Raw genomic sequence first — 19,045 nt, forward strand, 5'->3', positions numbered from 1 at the left:
GGGAATATGATGGTTATAAAAAAGAAAAAATCTATACGTGAACAAGTCTACGATTATTTAAAAGACGAGATTGTGAATGGAAAGATTAAAGAAGGAAGTAGAATAGTAGAAGAGGAATTTGCAGAAAAACTTAATATAAGTAGAACTCCATTGAGAGAAGCTATTAGAATGTTGGAGTTAGAGGGACTAATAGAAGCAAGAGAAAAGGGTGGGGTAACTGTTCCAAAAACTACAAAAAAAGATGTAGATGAGGTAGTGAAAATAAGAATTGCTTTAGAAACAGTTATATTCGAAGAGTTATTCGAAAGAGTAACAAATAAAGATATTGAAAGATTAGAAGAAAACGTTGCTAAAGCAGCATCTATAGTCAACGATGAAGAGAAATCTTTAGAAGTTTTTAAATATTTTTCAGAGTTTAATAAGATTCTATATAGTATTTCAGATTTACCAAGAGTAGTAACTTTAATAAATAACTTGAATCTTTATCTTAAAAAATTTAGAAAAATATCAGCTGAAAATAACAATAGAAGATTAAGTGCCCATAGAGATCATACACAAATAGTGGAGCTAATAAAAGCAGGAAAAAAAGAGGAAGCAATAGCAGTAAATAAAAAGCATTTATTAGAGGCAAAAGAGTTCTTAATGAATCAGGTAGAAAGTTAAAATCAGAAGAAATTCTGATTTTTTTTTGGAAAAGTAGTTCACACTGTACTAAAATTATATTTTTCATTATATTAAACATACAAAAAATAGTTTGACAAATACAAAAAATATTGTATACTTTAGTGTAGATGAAAAATTGTATACAGAATACGGGACACCGGATACCAAGGAGGATATTTTGAAAAATAAAGTTAAAATAACAGAAACTTGTCTAAGAGATGGACATCAATCTCTAATAGCCACAAGATTGACAACTGCAGAGATCCTTCCAATTGTAGAAAAAATGGATGAAGTTGGATATCATGCATTAGAAGTTTGGGGAGGAGCCACTTTTGATGCTTGTATTAGATTTCTAAATGAGGATCCTTGGGAGAGATTAAGAGAGATAAAAAAGAGAGCAAAAAATACAAAGTTACAGATGCTATTAAGAGGGCAAAACCTTTTAGGATATAGACACTATGCTGATGATATAGTAGAAGAATTTGTAAAAAAATCAATAGAGAATGGTATTGATATAATTAGAATATTTGATGCTTTAAACGATACAAGAAACTTAAAGGTTGCAGCAGAAGCTACTAAAAAATATGGTGGACACTGTCAGCTTTCAATCGCTTATACAATAAGTCCTGTTCATACAACAGAGTACTATAAAGAGTTAGCAAAAGAGATGGAAAGTATGGGTGCTGATTCAATCGTTATAAAAGATATGGCTGGAATATTACTACCTGAAACAGGATATAACTTAATAAAAGAGATTAAGTCAGTAATTAATGTACCATTAGAGTTACATACTCATGCTACAAGTGGAATAGCAAGTATGCTATATTTAAGAGCTGTAGATGCAGGAATTGATATTATAGATACATCAATTTCAACTTTTGCAGGAGGAACAGCACAACCAGCAACAGAATCTATGGTTAGAACTTTTGAAGGTGGAGAAAGAGATCCAGAACTTAATTTAACACTTTTAAAAGAGATTGCAGAGTACTTTAAGCCAATTAGAAAAAAATATATGGATGAAAAGGTTTTAAATATGCAAGCTTACTTTGTTGAGCCAAGTATTTTAGAATACCAGCTACCAGGAGGAATGTTATCAAATCTAGTTTCTCAACTAACAGCTCAAAAAGCAGCTGATAAATATGAGGATGTTTTAAAAGAGATTCCAAGAGTTAGAGAAGATTTAGGATACCCTCCGTTAGTAACACCATTAAGTCAAATGGTAGGAACTCAAGCAGTATTTAACGTATTGACTGGAGAAAGATATAAAATGGTTCCTAAAGAGATAAAGGATTATGTAAAAGGTCTATATGGAAAATCTCCAGCACCAATGTCTGAAGATATAAAGAAGAAGATTATTGGAGATGAGCCAGTATTTACAGGAAGACCAGCAGATCTTTTAAAACCTGAATATGCTGAAATAGCAAAGGAGATAGGAGATTTAGCAAAATGTCCAGAAGATGTTTTAATGTATGCTATGTTCCCACAAATTGCTAAGCCATACTTAGAAAATAGAAATAAACCTAAAGTAGAAAAAGAGTACAGAAATATAAATATAATTTTTTAGTTGAAAGGAGAATGATTTATAAGAATGTTTAAAGGAGCAATATCACTTATAACGTCTCTTGAAATAACTTTAATAAGTATGCTAGTTGTATTTACAATATTAGCTATATTAGCTTTTGTTCTTTCTCTGTTTAAATATATCCCAGCAGAAAAAGTTCAAGAGGTAAAAAAAGCTACACCAGCAGCAGCACCAAAAAAAGTTGAAAGAGAAAAGTTTGATCCATCTAAAATAACAAGTGAAGAGATGAGAGTAGCAATGATGGTAGCATGTATAGAGGCAGCTGGAGAAGATAAAGATGCCAATGTAAGAGTTGTAGGAATAAAAGAATTAAACTAAATAGGAGTGTAACTAAAGATGATAAAAGTATATAAAGTTAAAATTGGAGAAAAAGTATACGAGGTAGAAGTAGAATCAGTTAAAGAAGTAAATGGGACAATATCAACACCAGCATCAACAACTGCAGCACCAGCTGCTCCAGTATCTGCACCAGCAGGAAATGGAACAAAAGTTGAAGCACCTATGCAAGGTTTAGTAGTATCAATAGAGGTAACTCCAGGAGCTAGAGTAAAAGCAGGAGACACTTTACTAATATTAGAAGCTATGAAAATGGAAAATCCAATCGTATCACCAGTTGATGGAGTAGTAGAGTCAATTACTGTAAATAAAGGTGACACAATTGATGGTGGAGTAGTAGTAGCAACAATAGCTTAATAATAATGAACGAAGTAGAGAGGAGTTAAAATGGAGTTTTTAAATAATCTATTTGCAACAACAGGAATTGCAATGATGACAGTAAATCAAGGTATTATGATATTAGTTGCCTTATTCCTATTGTTTTTAGCAATAAAGAAGCAGTATGAACCATATCTTTTACTTCCAATAGCTTTTGGAATGCTATTAGTTAATCTACCAGCACCAGTAAGTGAAGGAATAATGGATAAAGATGGACTTTTAAATATTTTATATCAAGGAGTTAAATATGGAGTTTATCCTCCGTTAATATTCTTAGCAATTGGAGCAAGTACAGACTTCGGTCCGTTAATTGCAAATCCTAAGAGTTTACTTCTTGGAGCAGCAGCACAACTTGGAATTTTTGGAGCTTTTGTAGGAGCAGTTCTATTGGGATTAAATGGTAATGAAGCAGCATCTATAGGTATTATAGGTGGAGCAGATGGACCAACAGCAATTTACTTAACTTCAAAATTAGCACCACATATGTTAGGACCAATAGCGGTTGCAGCGTATTCGTATATGGCGTTAGTACCAGTAATTCAACCACCAATTATAAGATTGTTTACAACTAAAGAGGAAAGACAAATAAAGATGACTCAGCTTAGAACTGTAAGTAAGAGAGAAAAAATTCTTTTCCCAATAGTAGTAACAATAGTAGTAACTTTAATAATTCCATCAGCAATTCCGCTAGTAGGAATGTTAATGTTTGGAAACTTAGCTAAGGAAAGTGGACTTGTTCCAAACTTAGTTGAACATATAAAGGGAGCTTTAATGTATATAATCACAATATTTATTGGATTAACAGTTGGAGCTACAACAAATGCAGAAGCATTTTTAAATCTTGCAACAATAAAAATAATAATTTTAGGACTTTTCGCTTTCTCTTTTGGAACGGCTGGAGGAGTAATCTTTGGAAAGGTTATGTGCAAACTTAGCAAAGGTACAATAAATCCAATGATAGGAGCAGCAGGAGTAAGTGCTGTACCAATGGCAGCTAGAGTTGTTCAAAAAGTAGGACAAGAGGAAAATCCAAGTAACTTCTTACTGATGCATGCAATGGGACCAAACGTAGCGGGAGTTATAGGTTCAGCAGTAGCAGCAGGAGTGTTACTAGCAATGTTTAAATAAAAATAAATTGGAGGCCAGGAGATGGAGATCAAAGTAAAAGCAGTGGCAGGTACTCTTGAATCGAGTGATATGTACGTAATAATTGAGCCAAATGCTACAGGAATTGAATTAGAAATTGAAAGCGTTGTAATGGGACAATACGGAGATGACGTTAGAAGAGTAATTTTAGAAAGCTTAGAAGAGCTTGGAGTTACTTCAGCTAAAGTTTTAGTTAATGACAAAGGGGCAATAGAGCCAGTAATCAAAAGTAGAATCCAAACAGTTGTTACAAGAGCAGCTCAACAAAAATTCACTTGGAAGTAGGAGGAAAAAAATGAAATTAAGACGTTCGATGCTTTTTATTCCAGGAAATAATCCAGGAGTAATAAAAGATGTACATATATATAGACCAGATTCAATAATGTTTGACTTAGAGGATGCAATTGCTGTAACAGAAAAGGATTCAGCTAGATTTTTAGTTTACAACATGTTACAAAAGATGAGACCAGTATATAAGAGTTTAAATATAGAAACAGTTGTAAGAATCAATGCTTTAGATACAGAGTATGGAGTAGAGGACTTAGAATTTATTGTAAGAGCTCAGCCAGATATCATAAGAATACCTAAAACAGATACACCAAAAGATGTTTTAGATGTTGAGGCTCATGTAGAAAGAATTGAAAAAGAGGCTGGAATTCCAGTTGGAACAACAAAGTTAATGGTAGCTATAGAGAGTCCATTAGGAGCTTTAAACGCTTACCAAATTGCAACTTCTTCAAAGAGACTAGTAGGAATGGCTATTGGTGGAGAGGACTATGTAACTAACTTAAAAACAAATAGATCTCCAGAAGGTGTAGAGTTATTCACAGGAAGAGGATTAATAGTAATGGCAGCTAGAGCAGCTGGAATAGATGCTTTAGATTCTGTTTACTCAGATGTAAATAATGACGAAGGATTTATAAAAGAAGCAACAATGATTAAGCAAATGGGATTCTCAGGAAAATCATTAATTCACCCAAGACAAATTGAGTTACTTCACAAAGTATATACTCCTTCAGATATTGATATAAAGAAAGCTAAGAAAATTGTAGATGCAACAAGAGAAGCTTTAGAGCAAAATAAAGGTGTATTTACAGTGGATGGTAAAATGGTAGATAAGCCAATTATTGAAAGAGCTGAACATGTTTTAAGACTAGCAAAAGCAGCTGGGGTAAGATTAGGAGGAGACGAGTAATATGATAAATAAAAGAGTTGACGAAAATCTTTTAAAAACAATAAAAGGTTACGGAGAAAGAAAAGCATATAAAGCTCCATTTACTAATCAACCTGAAGGATCTGTTAATGAAAATGCTGAATCTTTAAAAGGTGCTATAAAGAGAACTAAAGTTGTAGATTCTTTAGAAGAAGCTATAAGAAACTCAGGATTAAAAGATGGAATGACTATATCTTTCCACCACCACTTTAGAAATGGTGATAAAGTTTTACCAATGGTTTTAGATAAATTAGCTGAGATGGGATTCAAAAACCTGAGAGTAGAAGCTAGTTCATTTACTAAAGCACATGAAGGAATTGTAAAGCATATTAAAGCTGGTGTAGTAAATAGATTAGGTTCAAGTGGGTTAAGAGGAGATTTAGCAAAAGAGATATCTAATGGAATGTTAGGGGATTACCCAGCAGTTATAAGATCTCACGGAGGAAGAGCAAGAGCTATTGTTGAAGGAGATATAAAAATAGATGTAGCGTTCTTAGGAGCATCATCATCAGATTGCATGGGAAATGCTAACGGAGTAAAAGGAAAATCACTTTGTGGATCATTAGGGTATGCAAAGGTAGATGCAGCTCATGCTGATAAAGTAATCATAATAACAGATACTTTAGTTGACTATCCAAATAGCCCAATGAGTATTCCACAAACACAAGTTGATTATGTTGTAGTAGTTGACGAGATTGGAGATCCAAATGGAATAATGTCTGGAGCTACAAGATTTACATCAAATCCAAAAGAGTTATTAATGGCTAAAAAAGTTTTAGATGTAATGTTAGCATCAGGATACTTTAATGATGGTTTCTCTATGCAAACAGGTTCAGGAGGAGCTTCATTAGCAGTAACAAGATTTATAAGAGAAGAGTTATTAAAAAGAAATATAAAGTGTAGCTTTGGTTTAGGGGGAATAACAAAAGCTTTCGTTGACTTATTAGAAGAGGGGCTAATGGGACAACTTTATGATACACAATGTTTTGACTTAGCAGCAGTTGAATCAATAGGAAGAAATGAAAAGCACGTAGAAGTAAGTGCTGATTTCTATGCAAATCCATTTAATTGTTCACCAGCTGTAAATAAGTTAGACTTTGTTATCTTAAGTGCTTTAGAAGTAGATAAGGACTTTAATGTTAACGTTATATCAGGTTCAGATGGAGTTATTAGAGAAGCTTCAGGAGGACACTCTGATACAGCAGCAGCAGCAAATGTATCAATTATAGTTGCTCCATTAACAAGAGGAAGAATACCTACAATAATTGATAAAGTAACAACTGTAGTTACTCCAGGAAGTACAGTAGATGTAGTTGTAACAGACTATGGAGTAGTTGTAAATCCAACTAGAACTGACTTATTAGAAAGATTCCAAAAAGCTGGAATTGAGCTAGTAACTATGGAGAAATTAAGAGAATTAGCAAACTTTATTGTTGGAGAGCCAAAAGAGATAGAGTTTGAAGATCAAGTTGTAGCTGTTGTTGAATATAGAGACGGTAGCATAATTGATGTTGTTAGAAAAATAAAAAGATAGTAGGGTATATAAATCAAAATTCAAAAAACATATATAAATTAAAGAAATAAGGGGAGAAAAATGGCACAAAAAAATTTCAAAGAACTGTTTGATCCAAGACAGTCAAAGTGGAGCGGATTATCAATTCAAATGTTCCTAGGTTTATTAGCAATAGTTGCATTAACTGTGTATTTACCTTTTGGTGGAAAAGAAGCAGCTTTTTTAAGAGGTAACTTTCTAGTAATATTCGGTATATTAGCAGTATTTGGTATCTTATTTGGAGAAATTGGTGATAGAATTCCAATATGGAATGACTACATTGGTGGAGGAACAGTTCTAGTATTCTTTGCATCGGCAGTAATGGGTACTTATAATTTAGTTCCAGCAAAAGTTTTAAAAGCAATTGATGTTTTCTATGGTGAACAACCAGTAAACTTCTTGGAGTTATTTATTCCAGCTTTAATAGTTGGTTCAGTTTTAACAGTAAATAGAAAAACACTTCTTCAATCAATAGCTGGTTATATTCCATTAATTTTAATTGGAGTTGCAGGAGCTACATTAGGTGGAGTAGGAGCTGGACTTATATTTGGAAAAGAACCTTTAGATATTATTATGAACTATGTTTTACCTATAATGGGTGGAGGAACTGGAGCAGGAGCTATCCCTATGTCAGAGATGTGGGCTCAAAAAACTGGTGGAAATCCAAAAGATTGGTTTGCATTTGCAATCTCTATATTAACAATAGCTAACGTTATAGCTATCTTTACAGGAGCATTCTTAAAAGAACTTGGAAAGAAACATCCAGGATTAACAGGAAATGGAAATTTAATATTAGATGATACTAAAGAAGCTGTAAAAGAGGAAGCTGGACCTAAAATTGTAGTTACTCCAAAAGATATTGCTTCAGCATTTATCTTTATAGGTGTATTATTTATGTTTTCTCATATTTCAGGAGTAATTTGGACTTCATTAAAGTTCCCATTTGAAATGCATAGATTAGCATTCTTAGTAATTTACTCTATCATTTTAAATATATTAAACGTTGTTCCTGCAGCATTAAAAGCTGGAGCAAAAGAGATTCAAGCGTACTTCTCTAAATATACAATTTGGGTATTAATGGGAGCAGTAGGATTTGGTACAGATGTACAAGAGATTATAAACTCTCTATCTATAGCTAACTTAGTAATCGCTTTAGCAATCGTTTTAGGAGCAGTAATATTAATTATGTTAGCGTCTAAAAAGATGAAGTTCTACCCAGTAGAAGCTGCTATTACAGCAGGATTATGTATGGCTAATAGAGGTGGATCAGGAGATATCGCAGTTCTTGGAGCAGCAGATAGAATGGAACTTATTTCTTTCGCGCAAATCTCTTCAAGAGTAGGAGGAGCAATGATGCTTATCCTAGGATCTATGGTATTTGGATTCTTTGCATAATTTAGCTCTTAGTTAATTTAATTTACATACATTAAAAGAGGTTGGATTACTCCGACCTCTTTTTCTTTTAATTTAAAATAAATAATGTATAATAAAGATAAAGTAAAGAATAATTAGGAGGCGTATATGTTTAGAAAAGATATTCCGAAATTTTTAATAGAGAATAAAAATAGTGTAGTATATATAGGGTCCTCTAATAAAAATATAGATATTTATTTTGAAAATCTAATTGATCAAAAAGAAATAGATTTAATTGAACTTTCAAATATACAAGAGGAAGATGATTATTATAAAGTAAACTATCAACTTTTAGAAAGTTTAAAAAGTAATAAAAAATTAATAATTTTAACATCTTTAGAAGGGCTTTTAACAAAATATTCTCTAAATAGTGATGTTTTAACAATAGAATTAGGAGTTGGAATAAAAAGAAAAAATTTAATAGAAGTTTTAGAAAAAAATGGATATAAAAAAAATTATTTAGTTGAAAAAAGAATGGAGTTTTCTATAAGGGGAGATATAGTAGATATATTTCCTTTAAATGGAGAAAATCCAATAAGAATAGAGTATTTTGGAGATGAAATAGATAGAATAACATATTTTTCTTTAATAGATCAAAAAAGCTTAGAGAAAATAAGTAGAGTAAATATGTATATTAACAAAAATAATTTGATAAAAATAGATTTTTTAGAAATTTTAGAAAAAATAAAAAAAAATAGAAAATGTGATATTTACTTAGAAAATTCTGAAATAGTAAATTATAAATTAGAAGAATGTATAGTAAGAGATAGAGATCGAGAAGATGAAATAAGAAAACTTTATGAAAAGATAGAGAGTATTTCAAAAAAAATAGATGTTATAAAAAGTGAAGGAGATACGGAAAAAGTTAAGACTTTAAATCAAAAAGATGGAATAAGATATGAAAACATCTCTCAAATTAGAGAAGGAGATTATATTATTCATGAAAATTATGGAGTAGGTATTTATTTAGGTATCCAAGAGATTGATGGAAAAGACTACTTAACTATAAAGTACGCTGATGAAGATAGGTTATTTGTTCCTATAGAAGGATTAAATAAAATAGAAAGATTTTTAGTATCTACAGGAAAAACTCCAGAACTATACAATTTAGGAAGACGAGGTTTTAAAAGAAGAAGAGAGAAGTTAGAAGAGGATATGCTAAAATTTGCTAAAGAAATTGTAGAAATTCAAGCTAGAAGAGCTCTTCATACAGGTTATAAGTTTTCTCCAGATACAGTTTGGCAAGAGGAGTTTGAAGAAAAATTTCCTTATATAGAAACTAGAGATCAAAAAAATGCTATAAAAGATGTAAAAAGGGATATGGAATCTTCTAAAGTTATGGATAGAATTGTTTGTGGAGATGTGGGGTATGGAAAAACAGAAGTAGCTATTCGGGCTGCTTTTAAATGTGTAATGGATGGAAAGCAGGTTTTAATTGTAGCACCTACAACGGTTTTAGCCCAACAACATTATGATAGATTTATAGAAAGATACAAAGATTATCCAATAACATTGGAGTTATTAAGTCGATTAAGTGGGGATAAAGAACAAAAAGAAATAATAAAAAAAGTAGAAAATGGAAGTGTAGATATTGTTATTGGAACTCATAGAGTTTTGTCAGGAGATTTAAAATTTAAAAATTTAGGTCTTATTATAGTTGATGAAGAGCAAAAATTTGGAGTAAAAGACAAAGAAAAATTAAAGAAAATGAAAAACAATGTAGATATGCTTACACTAACAGCAACACCAATACCAAGAACTCTAAATTATGCTTTATTAGGAATTAGAGATATATCTGTTATAGAAACTGCACCTGAAGGAAGAGTGCCTGTAGAAACAAGTTTTATAAATAATGAAAAAAAAGAGATTAGAGAAGTAATAATGAAAGAGATTGCTCGAGAAGGGCAAGTTTTTTATATTTTTAATAGAGTTAAAAGAATTGAAGATAAATTAAATGAATTAAAGAAAATTTTACCAAAGTTTGTTGTAATAGATTACATTCATGGAAAGATGACTCCTAAAAGTATAAAAGATAAATTAAAGATGTTTCAAGATGGAGATGTAGATATTCTTTTAAGTACAACGATTATAGAGAACGGTATTGATATAGAAAATGCAAATACTATTCTTATAGAAGGAATAGATAAACTAGGACTTTCACAAGTTTATCAACTTAGAGGAAGAGTAGGAAGAGGAAAAAGAAAAGGATACTGTTATTTAATAGTAGATAAAGATAAAAAATTAGGGAAAAAAGCTTCTGAACGAAAAGAAACTTTAAAAGAAATAGGAGAATTTGGAGGAGGTTTTAAGTTATCTTTAGAAGATATGAGGATAAGAGGAGCAGGAGAAATTTTAGGAGATAAGCAGCATGGAGCTTTAGAAACTTTTGGTTATAATTTATATACAAAACTTTTACAAGAAGAGATTTCAAAGGTAAAAGGAGATTATAAAGAAGATTTTGAGACAAAAATTATATTACAAGAAGATTCTTATATTCCAAAAGATTATATAGAGGGAGATGAAAGATTAATAATCTATCGAAGACTTGTAGATACAAGAGATCTAAAAAAGCTATATGAAATACAAGAGGAATTAATAGATAGATTTGGAGATTTACCTAAAGAAGTTATAAGCTTATTGAGATACTTAGAGATAAAAATACTAGCTAAAGAATTAAAAATACAGGAAATAGTACAAAAAGATAGTGAATATTTTTTGAAATTTGATAATGATTATATAAATTTTGAAAAAATAATGAACCTTATTGAAAAGAAAAAAGCTAGATATTCACAAAAAGATAGTGGCTTGTATTATTTTGAAGATATTTTAAAATTTTTATATTGGTATAAGGGAGATGATGATTTAAATGAAAAAGTTTGACGATTTGGTGGAAATTATAAAAAAATTAAGAGAACCTGATGGATGTCCTTGGGATAAAGAACAAACTTTAAATACTTTAAAACCTCATTTACTAGAAGAAACTTATGAGGTTTTAGAAGCTATGGATGAAGGTGGAGAAAAATTAAAAAGTGAATTAGGGGACTTGTTGCTTCAAATTGTTTTTCAATCTAATATATCTGAAGAGAAAGGTGAGTTTAAAATAGAAGATGTCATTGATAGTATTTCAGAAAAGATGATAAGGAGACATCCTCATGTTTTTGGAAATAATGCAGATATTAAAACAACAGATGAAGTTTTAATTAATTGGGAGAAGATAAAAAAAGATGAAAAAGAGCATGCTGAAAGAACCTCTGTTTTAGATGGAATTCCAAAGGGAATGGCAGCACTTTTAAGAGCTGAAAAATTGCAAAAAAAAGCATCAAAGGTAGGATTTGATTGGTCTGAAATACATGGAGTTATAGATAAGATTGAAGAAGAGATAGATGAATTAAGAGATGAAGTCATGGTTGGAAATGAAGAAAAAGCTAAAGAGGAGTTAGGAGATTTATTTTTTGCTTTAGTTAACTTATCTAGACATTTAGGAATAAATCCAGAGCTTTGTTTAAATCAAGCTTCTAATAAATTTGAAAAGCGTTTTAGATACGTTGAAAAGCATTGTAACCTACAAGAGGCAACTTTAGAAGAGATGGATAGATTATGGGAAGAGGCAAAAAAATAAAAATATTTTTTTAGAGCTATTGACATATGAAAAAAATAAGGTATATATAATATTACGAAAAGGGAAGTGGCAAGATGAGATTAGATAAATTTTTAAAAGTAAGTAGAATAATTAAAAGAAGACCTATAGCAAAGCTAGTTGTAGATGGAGGAAAAGCTAAATTAAATGGGAAAGTAGCTAAAGCTAGTACAGAAGTAAAAGTGGGAATGGAATTAGAGTTAGAATATTATAATAAATATTTTAAATTTAAAATTTTAGAAGTTCCACAAGGAAATGTAGCTAAAAATAAGACATCAGAGCTAGTTGAACTATTAGATAGTAAAGGGATTATTATTGATTTAGATGGTGAGGAGGATATATTTTAATGAATGTATATAATCTTCAATCAAATGCCAAAATAAATATTGGTCTAAATATAGTTGGAGTTTTGGAAAATGGATATCATCTACTAGATATGACTATGATACCAATTGATTTATGTGATAAATTAACAATAAAAATTGAAGATAAAATTGGCGATTTAAAAATAAAAACAAATAAAAAGGATATTCCTGTAGATTCAAGTAATATTCTTTATAAAATATATAAAAAATTTTATGAAAAGGCAAAATTAGATTCTTTAGAAATAGAAATATTTTTAGAGAAGATTATTCCTCATCAAGCAGGATTAGGAGGAGGAAGTTCTAATGGAGCCGTATTTTTAAATTTTTTAAATAATTATCATCAAAATATTTTATCTTTTCAAGAGTTGGTAGATTTAGGAAAAAGCGTTGGAGCAGATGTTCCTTTTTTTATATTAAATAAACCAGCAAGAGTTCAAGGGATAGGTGAAGAACTAAAGGAGATAAAAAATAACCTTAAGGTATCTTTAGTTTTGATAAAACCTCCTTTTGGAGTATCTACAATCGAAGCGTATAAAGAGATAAAAAATATAAAAAATCCTCAAAAATCAAATATTGATCAAATAATAATAGGGTTAGAGGAAAATAATTTAGCACTGGTAGAAAAAAATATTGAAAATAATTTGGAAGAAGCACTTTTGCAATCAGATAAAAATTTGATTGAATTTAGAAAAAGATTATTAGAAGTAGAAGATTTAAAGTTTTTTATGTCAGGAAGTGGGAGTGCGTATTATGCATTTTTAATAAAGGATATTGAAGAAAAAGTTAGTAATCTAAGACACAGATTTAACGATTGCGAGATCTTTCTTTGCAATTTTAAATAAAACTACTAAATCATAAGGAAGGTGCATTTAGAATGAGAATTACAGATGTAAGATTAAGAACAGTGAAAAATGAGAACGAACTTAAGTTAAAAGCTTATGCTGATGTTACTTTTGAGGAGTGTTTTGTAATTCACGGATTAAAAGTAATTGATGGTCAAAAAGGAATGTTTGTTGCTATGCCTTCAAGAAAAATGCCTGATGGAGAATATAAGGATATAGCTCATCCAATAACACCTGAACTTAGAAAAGATATAACAGATTCAGTTATAGCTAAGTATAAAGAAGTTATGTCACAGGAATTAACACCAATAGAAGTAGTAGAAGAAATTGTAGAAGAATAAAAAATCGTTGACAATGTCAAAAAAAAATGATATTATTTTACTGATGTTGGGGTGTCGCCAAGCGGTAAGGCAACGGACTTTGACTCCGTCATGCGTTGGTTCGAATCCAGCCACCCCAGCCATTTAAAATAGTATTTAACGGGAACTTAAAAGGTTCCCATTTTTTTATATAAAAATAATTCCCTCTTAAAAATTTTAAGAGGGAATTTATATTATAATTCGCAATAATTTTTAGCTATTTTAGAGGCAAGTTTAGCATTATTAAAAACTAACTGAATATTAGATTCTAAACTTTTTCCTTTTGTTATATCTTTTACTTTTGCAAGCAAGAATGGTGTACTATCCTTTCCTTTGATTCCTTTTTCTTCGGCTTCAGCAACAGCGTTGTTGATAGCTGTAGTAATAGTATCAAAATCCATAGCAAACTCTTCAGGAATTGGATTTGCAATAACAACTCCACCTTTTAAATTTACATCCCATTTTGCTTTTAAAGTTTTTGCAATTTGTTCAGGAGTATCCATTTGATAATCCACTTTGAATCCACTTTTTCTAGTATAGAAAGCTGGTAATTCTTTAGTTTGGTATCCTAATACGGGAACTCCTTTTGTTTCTAAAAATTCTAATGTTAAACCAATATCAAGAATTGATTTGGCTCCAGCACAAACAACAGCAACATCAGTCATTGCCAATTCTTCTAAATCAGCAGATATATCCATTGTTGTTTCAGCACCTCTATGTACTCCACCAATTCCACCAGTAGCAAATACTTTTATTCCTGCAAGAGCAGCTATTATCATAGTTGATGCAACAGTTGTTGCTCCGTCAGCTTCAGAAGCTAAAATAGCAGGGATATCTCTTCTACTAGCTTTTGTTACTTCAAGTCCTTTTTTACCTAAATAATCAACTTCTTCTTTACTTAATCCAACTTTAAGTTTTCCATTTAAGATTGCAATTGTAGCTGGAACAGCTCCATTTTCTCTAACAATCTCTTCAACTTTTAAAGCTGTCTCAACATTTTGAGGATAAGGCATACCGTGAGATATTATAGTAGATTCAAGAGCTACAACAGGTTTGTTGTTTTCCAGAGCTTCCTTAACTTCTTTTGAAATTTCTAAATATTTTGCTAAATTCATAAATTTTCCTCCTTGATTCTATTCATATTTTCTAAAGACATGTTATCACTTATAGTTTTTTCGCTTGCAATTGCAATTGCAGCACAAGCGATTCCATTTTTACAGCTTTCAATAATATCTAACTCTTCTAAATAACTATAGGCAATCCCAGACATAAAGGCATCGCCAGCTCCAGTAGTATTAATAACCTTAGTTTTAAAAGGTTTCATATGACCGAAATTTGTACCATTAGAGTAAAAAACTCCATTTTCTCCCATAGAGATAAAAATTTGTTTAACTCCTTTTTCAATGAAAAAGTTAGCGCACTTTTCTAAAGATTCTTGATTGGTTATTTTTATTCCTGAAAGTGCTTCAGCTTCAAGTTGATTTGGTTTTAAAGTATGAAACTTTCCAATGAAATCTCTTATTTTTAAAGCTTTAGTTGTAGAAACACAATCTAAAAATATAGGAATTGAAAAATTATCAACTATGTATTTAATTGTTTCTTTTGGAATATTTGTGTCAATTATACAAAGTTTAGATTCATCTAAAATCTCTTTTTTAGATTTAATGAAATCTATAGTAAGATTTTCGTATAAATCCATAGCTGAGATAGCTAACTTCATATCATTATTATCATCTAAAATTGATATATAGGTTGATGTGGGTGAGTTATTAATTGTTAAAGAGTTGGACATATTAATGCCTAAGACTCTACAATTTCTTTTGATTTCTTCACCATTAAAATCATCACCTATTACTGTTATTAATTCAACATCTTGATTTAATCTAGATAGATTATCAGCAATATTTCTTCCTACTCCACCAAAAGATGTACTAACTTTTCCAGGATTAGAATCATAATCTTTTAAAGGAAGATAAGATTGAGCAGAAATATCAATATTAGTTCCTCCAATAACAGAAATAAAAGATTTTTTCTGAATGATATATCCTTTTCCAATTATTTTTCCTTTTTTTATTAGATTAGAAATATGCACTGCAACAGAAGAACGAGCAATATCAGCTTTTTCTGCTAATTCCGATTGAGATATAAAAGGATTCTCTTCAATCCACTTTAGAATCTCTTTTTCTCTGTTGGTCATAAACACCTCCTTTAAACAAATGTTTATATAAATAAACTTTTGTTTAAATATTATCATTGAAGTATTGAAAAGTCAATGATTTATACATAAAAAAATTGATTTTTAATGGAAAAAATATTAAAATTTTAATAGAGAGTTAAAAGGGGTGATAGATTGGATAATTTTAAGGGAAATAGAAGCAAAAAGATTTGGCTTCTAACAGAAGTAATAGCAGGAATACTTTTTGCTATGTTTGTTTATTTTGTTTTTAGAGGAAAGGAAAACGTTTTAGGTGGATTTATAAGGATTTTAACATCGCCGACAGTATTAATAACTGATTTTTTAGTTATAGGTGGTATGGGAGCAACATTTTTAAATGCTTTTTTAATTTTTATATTTAACTATACTTTAATGAGACTTTTAGGAACTCCATTAAATGGAATTGCAATAGCTTCGTTTTTTACAGTTTTTGGATTTTCTTTCTTTGGAAAGAATATACTAAATATACTTCCTTTTTATGTAGGAGGGATTCTTTATTCGAAGTATGAGCACATAGATTTTAAAGATATTCTTGTAACAATTTCTTTTACAAGTGCTTTAGCACCATTTATAAGTGAAGTAGCTTTTAATATACATGTATTAAGTGAGTATGCGTATATAAATGCAATTGTTTTAGGGATTGTAATTGGTTTTATTGTAACTCCTTTAGCCAAAAAAATGGCTGGATTTCATGAAGGGTTCAATCTTTATAATTTAGGATTTACTGGTGGAATATTAGGAGCAGTAATAGCTTCTGTATTAAAACTTTATCAATTTGTTGTTGTTCCTCAAAGAATAATTTCAACTGAGCATGATTTAGAATTAAAGGTTATAGCTAGCGGAGTATTTTTATCGTTGATATTCATAGGTTACTATATAAACAATAAAAGTTTTGCAGGATATAAGACTTTATTAAAAGATACAGGGTTAAAAAGTGATTTTGTTGTTAAGTATGGATATGGACTAACTTTTATAAATATGGGAATAATGGGATTTGTAGCAATGATGTACCCAATCCTATTAGGACAAACATTAAATGGACCATTACTAGCAGGAATATTAACAATAGTTGGATTTTCAGCCTATGGAAAAACAATATTGAATATAACACCGATTTTACTAGGAGTATTTTTAGGAAAATTTGGAAGTAAAACAGATGGATTTACAATTGCTTTGTCAGGTTTGTTCGGAACATCTTTAGCACCAGTAGCAGGAGTATATGGGCCAATCTGGGGAGTAGTTGCAGGAATGTTACATATAGCTGTAGTTCAAAGTATAGGTGTTATTCATGGCGGACTAAATCTTTATAACAATGGATTTTCTGCAGGAATTATAGCAGGATTTTTATTACCTATAATAAATACAACTAAAGAAAGTGTGAATAAAAGAAGAGCTAAATATTTACAAAGACAAAAAGCATTGCATGATTTAATTAGAAAAACAGAGGATAATCTACATGATGATTACAAATAAAAAAATAAAATTAAAAAAGTTATTGACTTAGTTTAAAATTTATGATACTATAATTTTTGTCAGCGGGAAACACCGCCGGCAAGAATTATGGAAAAGGACATTAACAACCGAATAGAGAAAATAGTCAGAAGTTATGAAAATAACAAATGCCAGAAATGGCAAACCAATAAATGGTGTAAACGTAAGTCTTAGGACTTTAAATATATTTGAATGAAGAGTTTGATCCTGGCTCAGGATGAACGCTGACAGAATGCTTAACACATGCAAGTCGATTCGATTTACCTTCGGGTAATGAGGATGGCGGACGGGTGAGTAACGCGTAAGGAACTTGCCTCTTGGTCTGGGACAACTGTTGGAAACGACAGCTAATACCGGATATTATGAGATTCTCGCATGGGAAACTTATGAAAGCTATATGCGCCAAGAGAGAGCCTTGCGTTCCATTAGCTAGTTGGTGGGGTAACGGCCCACCAAGGCGACGATGGATAGCCGGCCTGAGAGGGTGAACGGCCACAAGGGGACTGAGACACGGCCCTTACTCCTACGGGAGGCAGCAGTGGGGAATATTGGACAATGGGCCACAAGCCTGATCCAGCAATTCTGTGTGCACGATGAAGGTCTTCGGATTGTAAAGTGCTTTCAGTTGGGAAGAAGAAAGTGACGGTACCAACAGAAGAAGCGACGGCTAAATACGTGCCAGCAGCCGCGGTAATACGTATGTCGCAAGCGTTATCCGGATTTATTGGGCGTAAAGCGCGTCTAGGCGGAAAAATAAGTCTGATGTTAAAATGCGGGGCTCAACTCCGTATTGCGTTGGAAACTGTTTTTCTAGAGTACTGGAGAGGTGGGCGGAACTACAAGTGTAGAGGTGAAATTCGTAGATATTTGTAGGAATGCCGATGGAGAAGTCAGCTCACTGGACAGATACTGACGCTGAAGCGCGAAAGCGTGGGGAGCAAACAGGATTAGATACCCTGGTAGTCCACGCCGTAAACGATGATCACTAGGTGTTGGGGGTCGAACCTCAGCGCCCAAGCTAACGCGATAAGTGATCCGCCTGGGGAGTACGCACGCAAGTGTGAAACTCAAAGGAATTGACGGGGACCCGCACAAGCGGTGGAGCATGTGGTTTAATTCGACGCAACGCGAGAAACCTTACCAGCGTTTGACATCCTAAGAAGTTTCTAGAGATAGATTCGTGCCGGCTTGCCGGAACTTAGTGACAGGTGGTGCATGGCTGTCGTCAGCTCGTGTCGTGAGATGTTGGGTTAAGTCCCGCAACGAGCGCAACCCCTATTGTATGTTGCTACCATTAAGTTGAGCACTCATGCGATACTGCCTGCGATGAGCAGGAGGAAGGTGGGGATGACGTCAAGTCATCATGCCCCTTATACGCTGGGCTACACACGTGCTACAATGGGCAGTACAGAGAGTTGCCAACCCGCGAGGGTGAGCTAATCTCTTAAAGCTGTTCTTAGTTCGGATTGTACTCTGCAACTCGAGTACATGAAGTTGGAATCGCTAGTAATCGCAAATCAGCATGTTGCGGTGAATACGTTCTCGGGTCTTGTACACACCGCCCGTCACACCACGAGAGTTGGTTGCACCTGAAGTAGCAGGCCTAACCGTAAGGAGGGATGTTCCTAAGGTGTGATTAGCGATTGGGGTGAAGTCGTAACAAGGTATCCGTACGGGAACGTGCGGATGGATCACCTCCTTTCTAAGGAGACTAACTTTTTCTCTATTCGATTGATACTGTTCTTTGTAAGTATGGGGATATAGCTCAGTTGGGAGAGCGACGCACTTGCACTGCGTAGGTCAGCGGTTCGACTCCGCTTATCTCCACCAAAACATTATCAAACTTGGACATT

Annotated in this window: 17 protein-coding genes, 2 tRNA genes and 1 rRNA gene; 18 read left to right on the plus strand and 2 right to left on the minus strand. The window is 32.1% G+C overall.

Annotated elements, in window-relative coordinates; translation table 11 throughout:
* The first annotated feature begins 9 nt into the window (after positions 1-9).
* The 15 genes from NON08_RS05410 (at position 10) to NON08_RS05480 (ending at position 13,590) form a co-directional block, all read left to right on the plus strand.
* On the plus strand, positions 10-663 hold the full coding sequence (locus NON08_RS05410) for a GntR family transcriptional regulator (RefSeq protein WP_256690414.1): 654 nt from the start codon (positions 10-12) through the stop codon (positions 661-663).
* Between the two features lie 178 nt (positions 664-841).
* Complete coding sequence (locus tag NON08_RS05415; protein WP_040406399.1) at positions 842-2,227, plus strand: oxaloacetate decarboxylase subunit alpha; 1,386 nt, start codon at positions 842-844, stop codon at positions 2,225-2,227.
* A 24-nt stretch (positions 2,228-2,251) separates the two neighbouring features.
* On the plus strand, positions 2,252-2,563 hold the full coding sequence (locus tag NON08_RS05420; RefSeq protein ID WP_240219144.1) for an OadG family protein: 312 nt from the start codon (positions 2,252-2,254) through the stop codon (positions 2,561-2,563).
* Positions 2,564-2,581: 18 nt separating this feature from the next.
* The gene (locus NON08_RS05425) at positions 2,582-2,938 is read left to right on the plus strand and encodes a biotin/lipoyl-containing protein (protein WP_023050001.1); all 357 of its coding nucleotides are present in this window, start codon (positions 2,582-2,584) and stop codon (positions 2,936-2,938) included.
* A gap of 30 nt (positions 2,939-2,968) precedes the next feature.
* A complete protein-coding gene (locus NON08_RS05430) occupies positions 2,969-4,087 on the plus strand; it encodes a sodium ion-translocating decarboxylase subunit beta (RefSeq protein WP_023050000.1) in 1,119 nt (372 codons plus the stop codon).
* Positions 4,088-4,108: 21 nt separating this feature from the next.
* On the plus strand, positions 4,109-4,390 hold the full coding sequence (citD, locus tag NON08_RS05435; RefSeq protein WP_023049999.1) for a citrate lyase acyl carrier protein: 282 nt from the start codon (positions 4,109-4,111) through the stop codon (positions 4,388-4,390).
* Positions 4,391-4,400: 10 nt separating this feature from the next.
* Positions 4,401-5,300: an aldolase/citrate lyase family protein gene (locus NON08_RS05440; RefSeq protein WP_040406397.1), complete on the plus strand. Its 900-nt coding sequence runs from the start codon at positions 4,401-4,403 to the stop codon at positions 5,298-5,300.
* Position 5,301: 1 nt separating this feature from the next.
* A complete protein-coding gene (citF, locus tag NON08_RS05445) occupies positions 5,302-6,852 on the plus strand; it encodes a citrate lyase subunit alpha (RefSeq protein ID WP_185890847.1) in 1,551 nt (516 codons plus the stop codon).
* A gap of 60 nt (positions 6,853-6,912) precedes the next feature.
* Complete coding sequence (locus NON08_RS05450; protein ID WP_256690418.1) at positions 6,913-8,265, plus strand: 2-hydroxycarboxylate transporter family protein; 1,353 nt, start codon at positions 6,913-6,915, stop codon at positions 8,263-8,265.
* 126 nt (positions 8,266-8,391) lie between these two features.
* Positions 8,392-11,163: a DEAD/DEAH box helicase gene (locus NON08_RS05455; protein ID WP_256690419.1), complete on the plus strand. Its 2,772-nt coding sequence runs from the start codon at positions 8,392-8,394 to the stop codon at positions 11,161-11,163.
* Positions 11,150-11,902 carry a nucleoside triphosphate pyrophosphohydrolase gene (gene mazG / locus NON08_RS05460; protein WP_256690420.1) on the plus strand — a complete coding sequence of 251 codons (753 nt, stop codon included), beginning with the start codon at positions 11,150-11,152 and terminating at the stop codon, positions 11,900-11,902. The genes NON08_RS05455 and mazG overlap by 14 nt, the downstream gene beginning before the upstream one ends.
* Positions 11,903-11,976: 74 nt before the next feature.
* Positions 11,977-12,267 carry an RNA-binding S4 domain-containing protein gene (locus NON08_RS05465; protein WP_256690421.1) on the plus strand — a complete coding sequence of 97 codons (291 nt, stop codon included), beginning with the start codon at positions 11,977-11,979 and terminating at the stop codon, positions 12,265-12,267.
* Positions 12,267-13,127 (plus strand): 4-(cytidine 5'-diphospho)-2-C-methyl-D-erythritol kinase, encoded by an 861-nt coding sequence (gene ispE, locus NON08_RS05470; protein WP_256690422.1) that lies wholly within the window; start codon positions 12,267-12,269, stop codon positions 13,125-13,127. The genes NON08_RS05465 and ispE overlap by 1 nt, the downstream gene beginning before the upstream one ends.
* 32 nt (positions 13,128-13,159) lie before the next feature.
* Positions 13,160-13,468, plus strand: a complete 309-nt coding sequence (spoVG, locus tag NON08_RS05475; protein ID WP_256690423.1) for a septation regulator SpoVG — start codon at positions 13,160-13,162, stop codon at positions 13,466-13,468.
* A 47-nt stretch (positions 13,469-13,515) separates the two neighbouring features.
* A tRNA-Gln gene (locus tag NON08_RS05480) sits at positions 13,516-13,590 on the plus strand.
* 90 nt (positions 13,591-13,680) lie between these two features.
* Here the strand turns inward: NON08_RS05480 and NON08_RS05485 are convergent.
* Entirely contained in the window at positions 13,681-14,601 is a 921-nt protein-coding gene (locus NON08_RS05485) for a pseudouridine-5'-phosphate glycosidase (protein ID WP_256690424.1), read from the minus strand.
* Positions 14,598-15,683 (minus strand): carbohydrate kinase, encoded by a 1,086-nt coding sequence (locus NON08_RS05490; protein ID WP_256690425.1) that lies wholly within the window; start codon positions 15,681-15,683, stop codon positions 14,598-14,600. Before NON08_RS05490 ends, NON08_RS05485 begins: the two co-directional genes overlap by 4 nt.
* Positions 15,684-15,836: 153 nt before the next feature.
* Here NON08_RS05490 and NON08_RS05495 point away from each other — a divergent pair, with 153 nt between their 5' ends.
* The 3 genes from NON08_RS05495 to NON08_RS05505 all read left to right on the plus strand — a co-directional run bounded on the left by NON08_RS05495 (position 15,837) and on the right by NON08_RS05505 (position 19,022).
* Entirely contained in the window at positions 15,837-17,174 is a 1,338-nt protein-coding gene (locus NON08_RS05495; RefSeq protein ID WP_256690426.1) for a DUF1576 domain-containing protein, read from the plus strand.
* 207 nt (positions 17,175-17,381) lie between these two features.
* Positions 17,382-18,894: ribosomal RNA gene (locus NON08_RS05500) — 16S ribosomal RNA — on the plus strand.
* Positions 18,895-18,946: 52 nt separating this feature from the next.
* Positions 18,947-19,022: transfer RNA gene (locus NON08_RS05505), tRNA-Ala, on the plus strand.
* The last annotated feature ends 23 nt before the right edge of the window (positions 19,023-19,045 follow it).

It is taken from the genome of Cetobacterium sp. NK01, from assembly GCF_024506395.1.
Taxonomy (GTDB): Bacteria; Fusobacteriota; Fusobacteriia; order Fusobacteriales; family Fusobacteriaceae; genus Cetobacterium_A; species Cetobacterium_A somerae_A.

Excerpts from the sequence above, each read along its gene's own strand:
- mazG (WP_256690420.1), top strand. The coding sequence starts at position 11,150 with ATGAAAAAGTTTGACGATTTGGTGGAAATTATAAAAAAATTAAGAGAA.
- spoVG (WP_256690423.1), top strand. The coding sequence starts at position 13,160 with ATGAGAATTACAGATGTAAGATTAAGAACAGTGAAAAATGAGAACGAA.
- NON08_RS05490 (WP_256690425.1), bottom strand. The coding sequence starts at position 15,683 with ATGACCAACAGAGAAAAAGAGATTCTAAAGTGGATTGAAGAGAATCCT.
- NON08_RS05450 (WP_256690418.1), top strand. The coding sequence starts at position 6,913 with ATGGCACAAAAAAATTTCAAAGAACTGTTTGATCCAAGACAGTCAAAG.
- NON08_RS05485 (WP_256690424.1), bottom strand. The coding sequence starts at position 14,601 with ATGAATTTAGCAAAATATTTAGAAATTTCAAAAGAAGTTAAGGAAGCT.
- NON08_RS05410 (WP_256690414.1), top strand. The coding sequence starts at position 10 with ATGGTTATAAAAAAGAAAAAATCTATACGTGAACAAGTCTACGATTAT.
- NON08_RS05420 (WP_240219144.1), top strand. The coding sequence starts at position 2,252 with ATGTTTAAAGGAGCAATATCACTTATAACGTCTCTTGAAATAACTTTA.
- citD (WP_023049999.1), top strand. The coding sequence starts at position 4,109 with ATGGAGATCAAAGTAAAAGCAGTGGCAGGTACTCTTGAATCGAGTGAT.
- ispE (WP_256690422.1), top strand. The coding sequence starts at position 12,267 with ATGAATGTATATAATCTTCAATCAAATGCCAAAATAAATATTGGTCTA.
- NON08_RS05440 (WP_040406397.1), top strand. The coding sequence starts at position 4,401 with ATGAAATTAAGACGTTCGATGCTTTTTATTCCAGGAAATAATCCAGGA.
- citF (WP_185890847.1), top strand. The coding sequence starts at position 5,302 with ATGATAAATAAAAGAGTTGACGAAAATCTTTTAAAAACAATAAAAGGT.
- NON08_RS05425 (WP_023050001.1), top strand. The coding sequence starts at position 2,582 with ATGATAAAAGTATATAAAGTTAAAATTGGAGAAAAAGTATACGAGGTA.
- NON08_RS05455 (WP_256690419.1), top strand. The coding sequence starts at position 8,392 with ATGTTTAGAAAAGATATTCCGAAATTTTTAATAGAGAATAAAAATAGT.
- NON08_RS05430 (WP_023050000.1), top strand. The coding sequence starts at position 2,969 with ATGGAGTTTTTAAATAATCTATTTGCAACAACAGGAATTGCAATGATG.
- NON08_RS05465 (WP_256690421.1), top strand. The coding sequence starts at position 11,977 with ATGAGATTAGATAAATTTTTAAAAGTAAGTAGAATAATTAAAAGAAGA.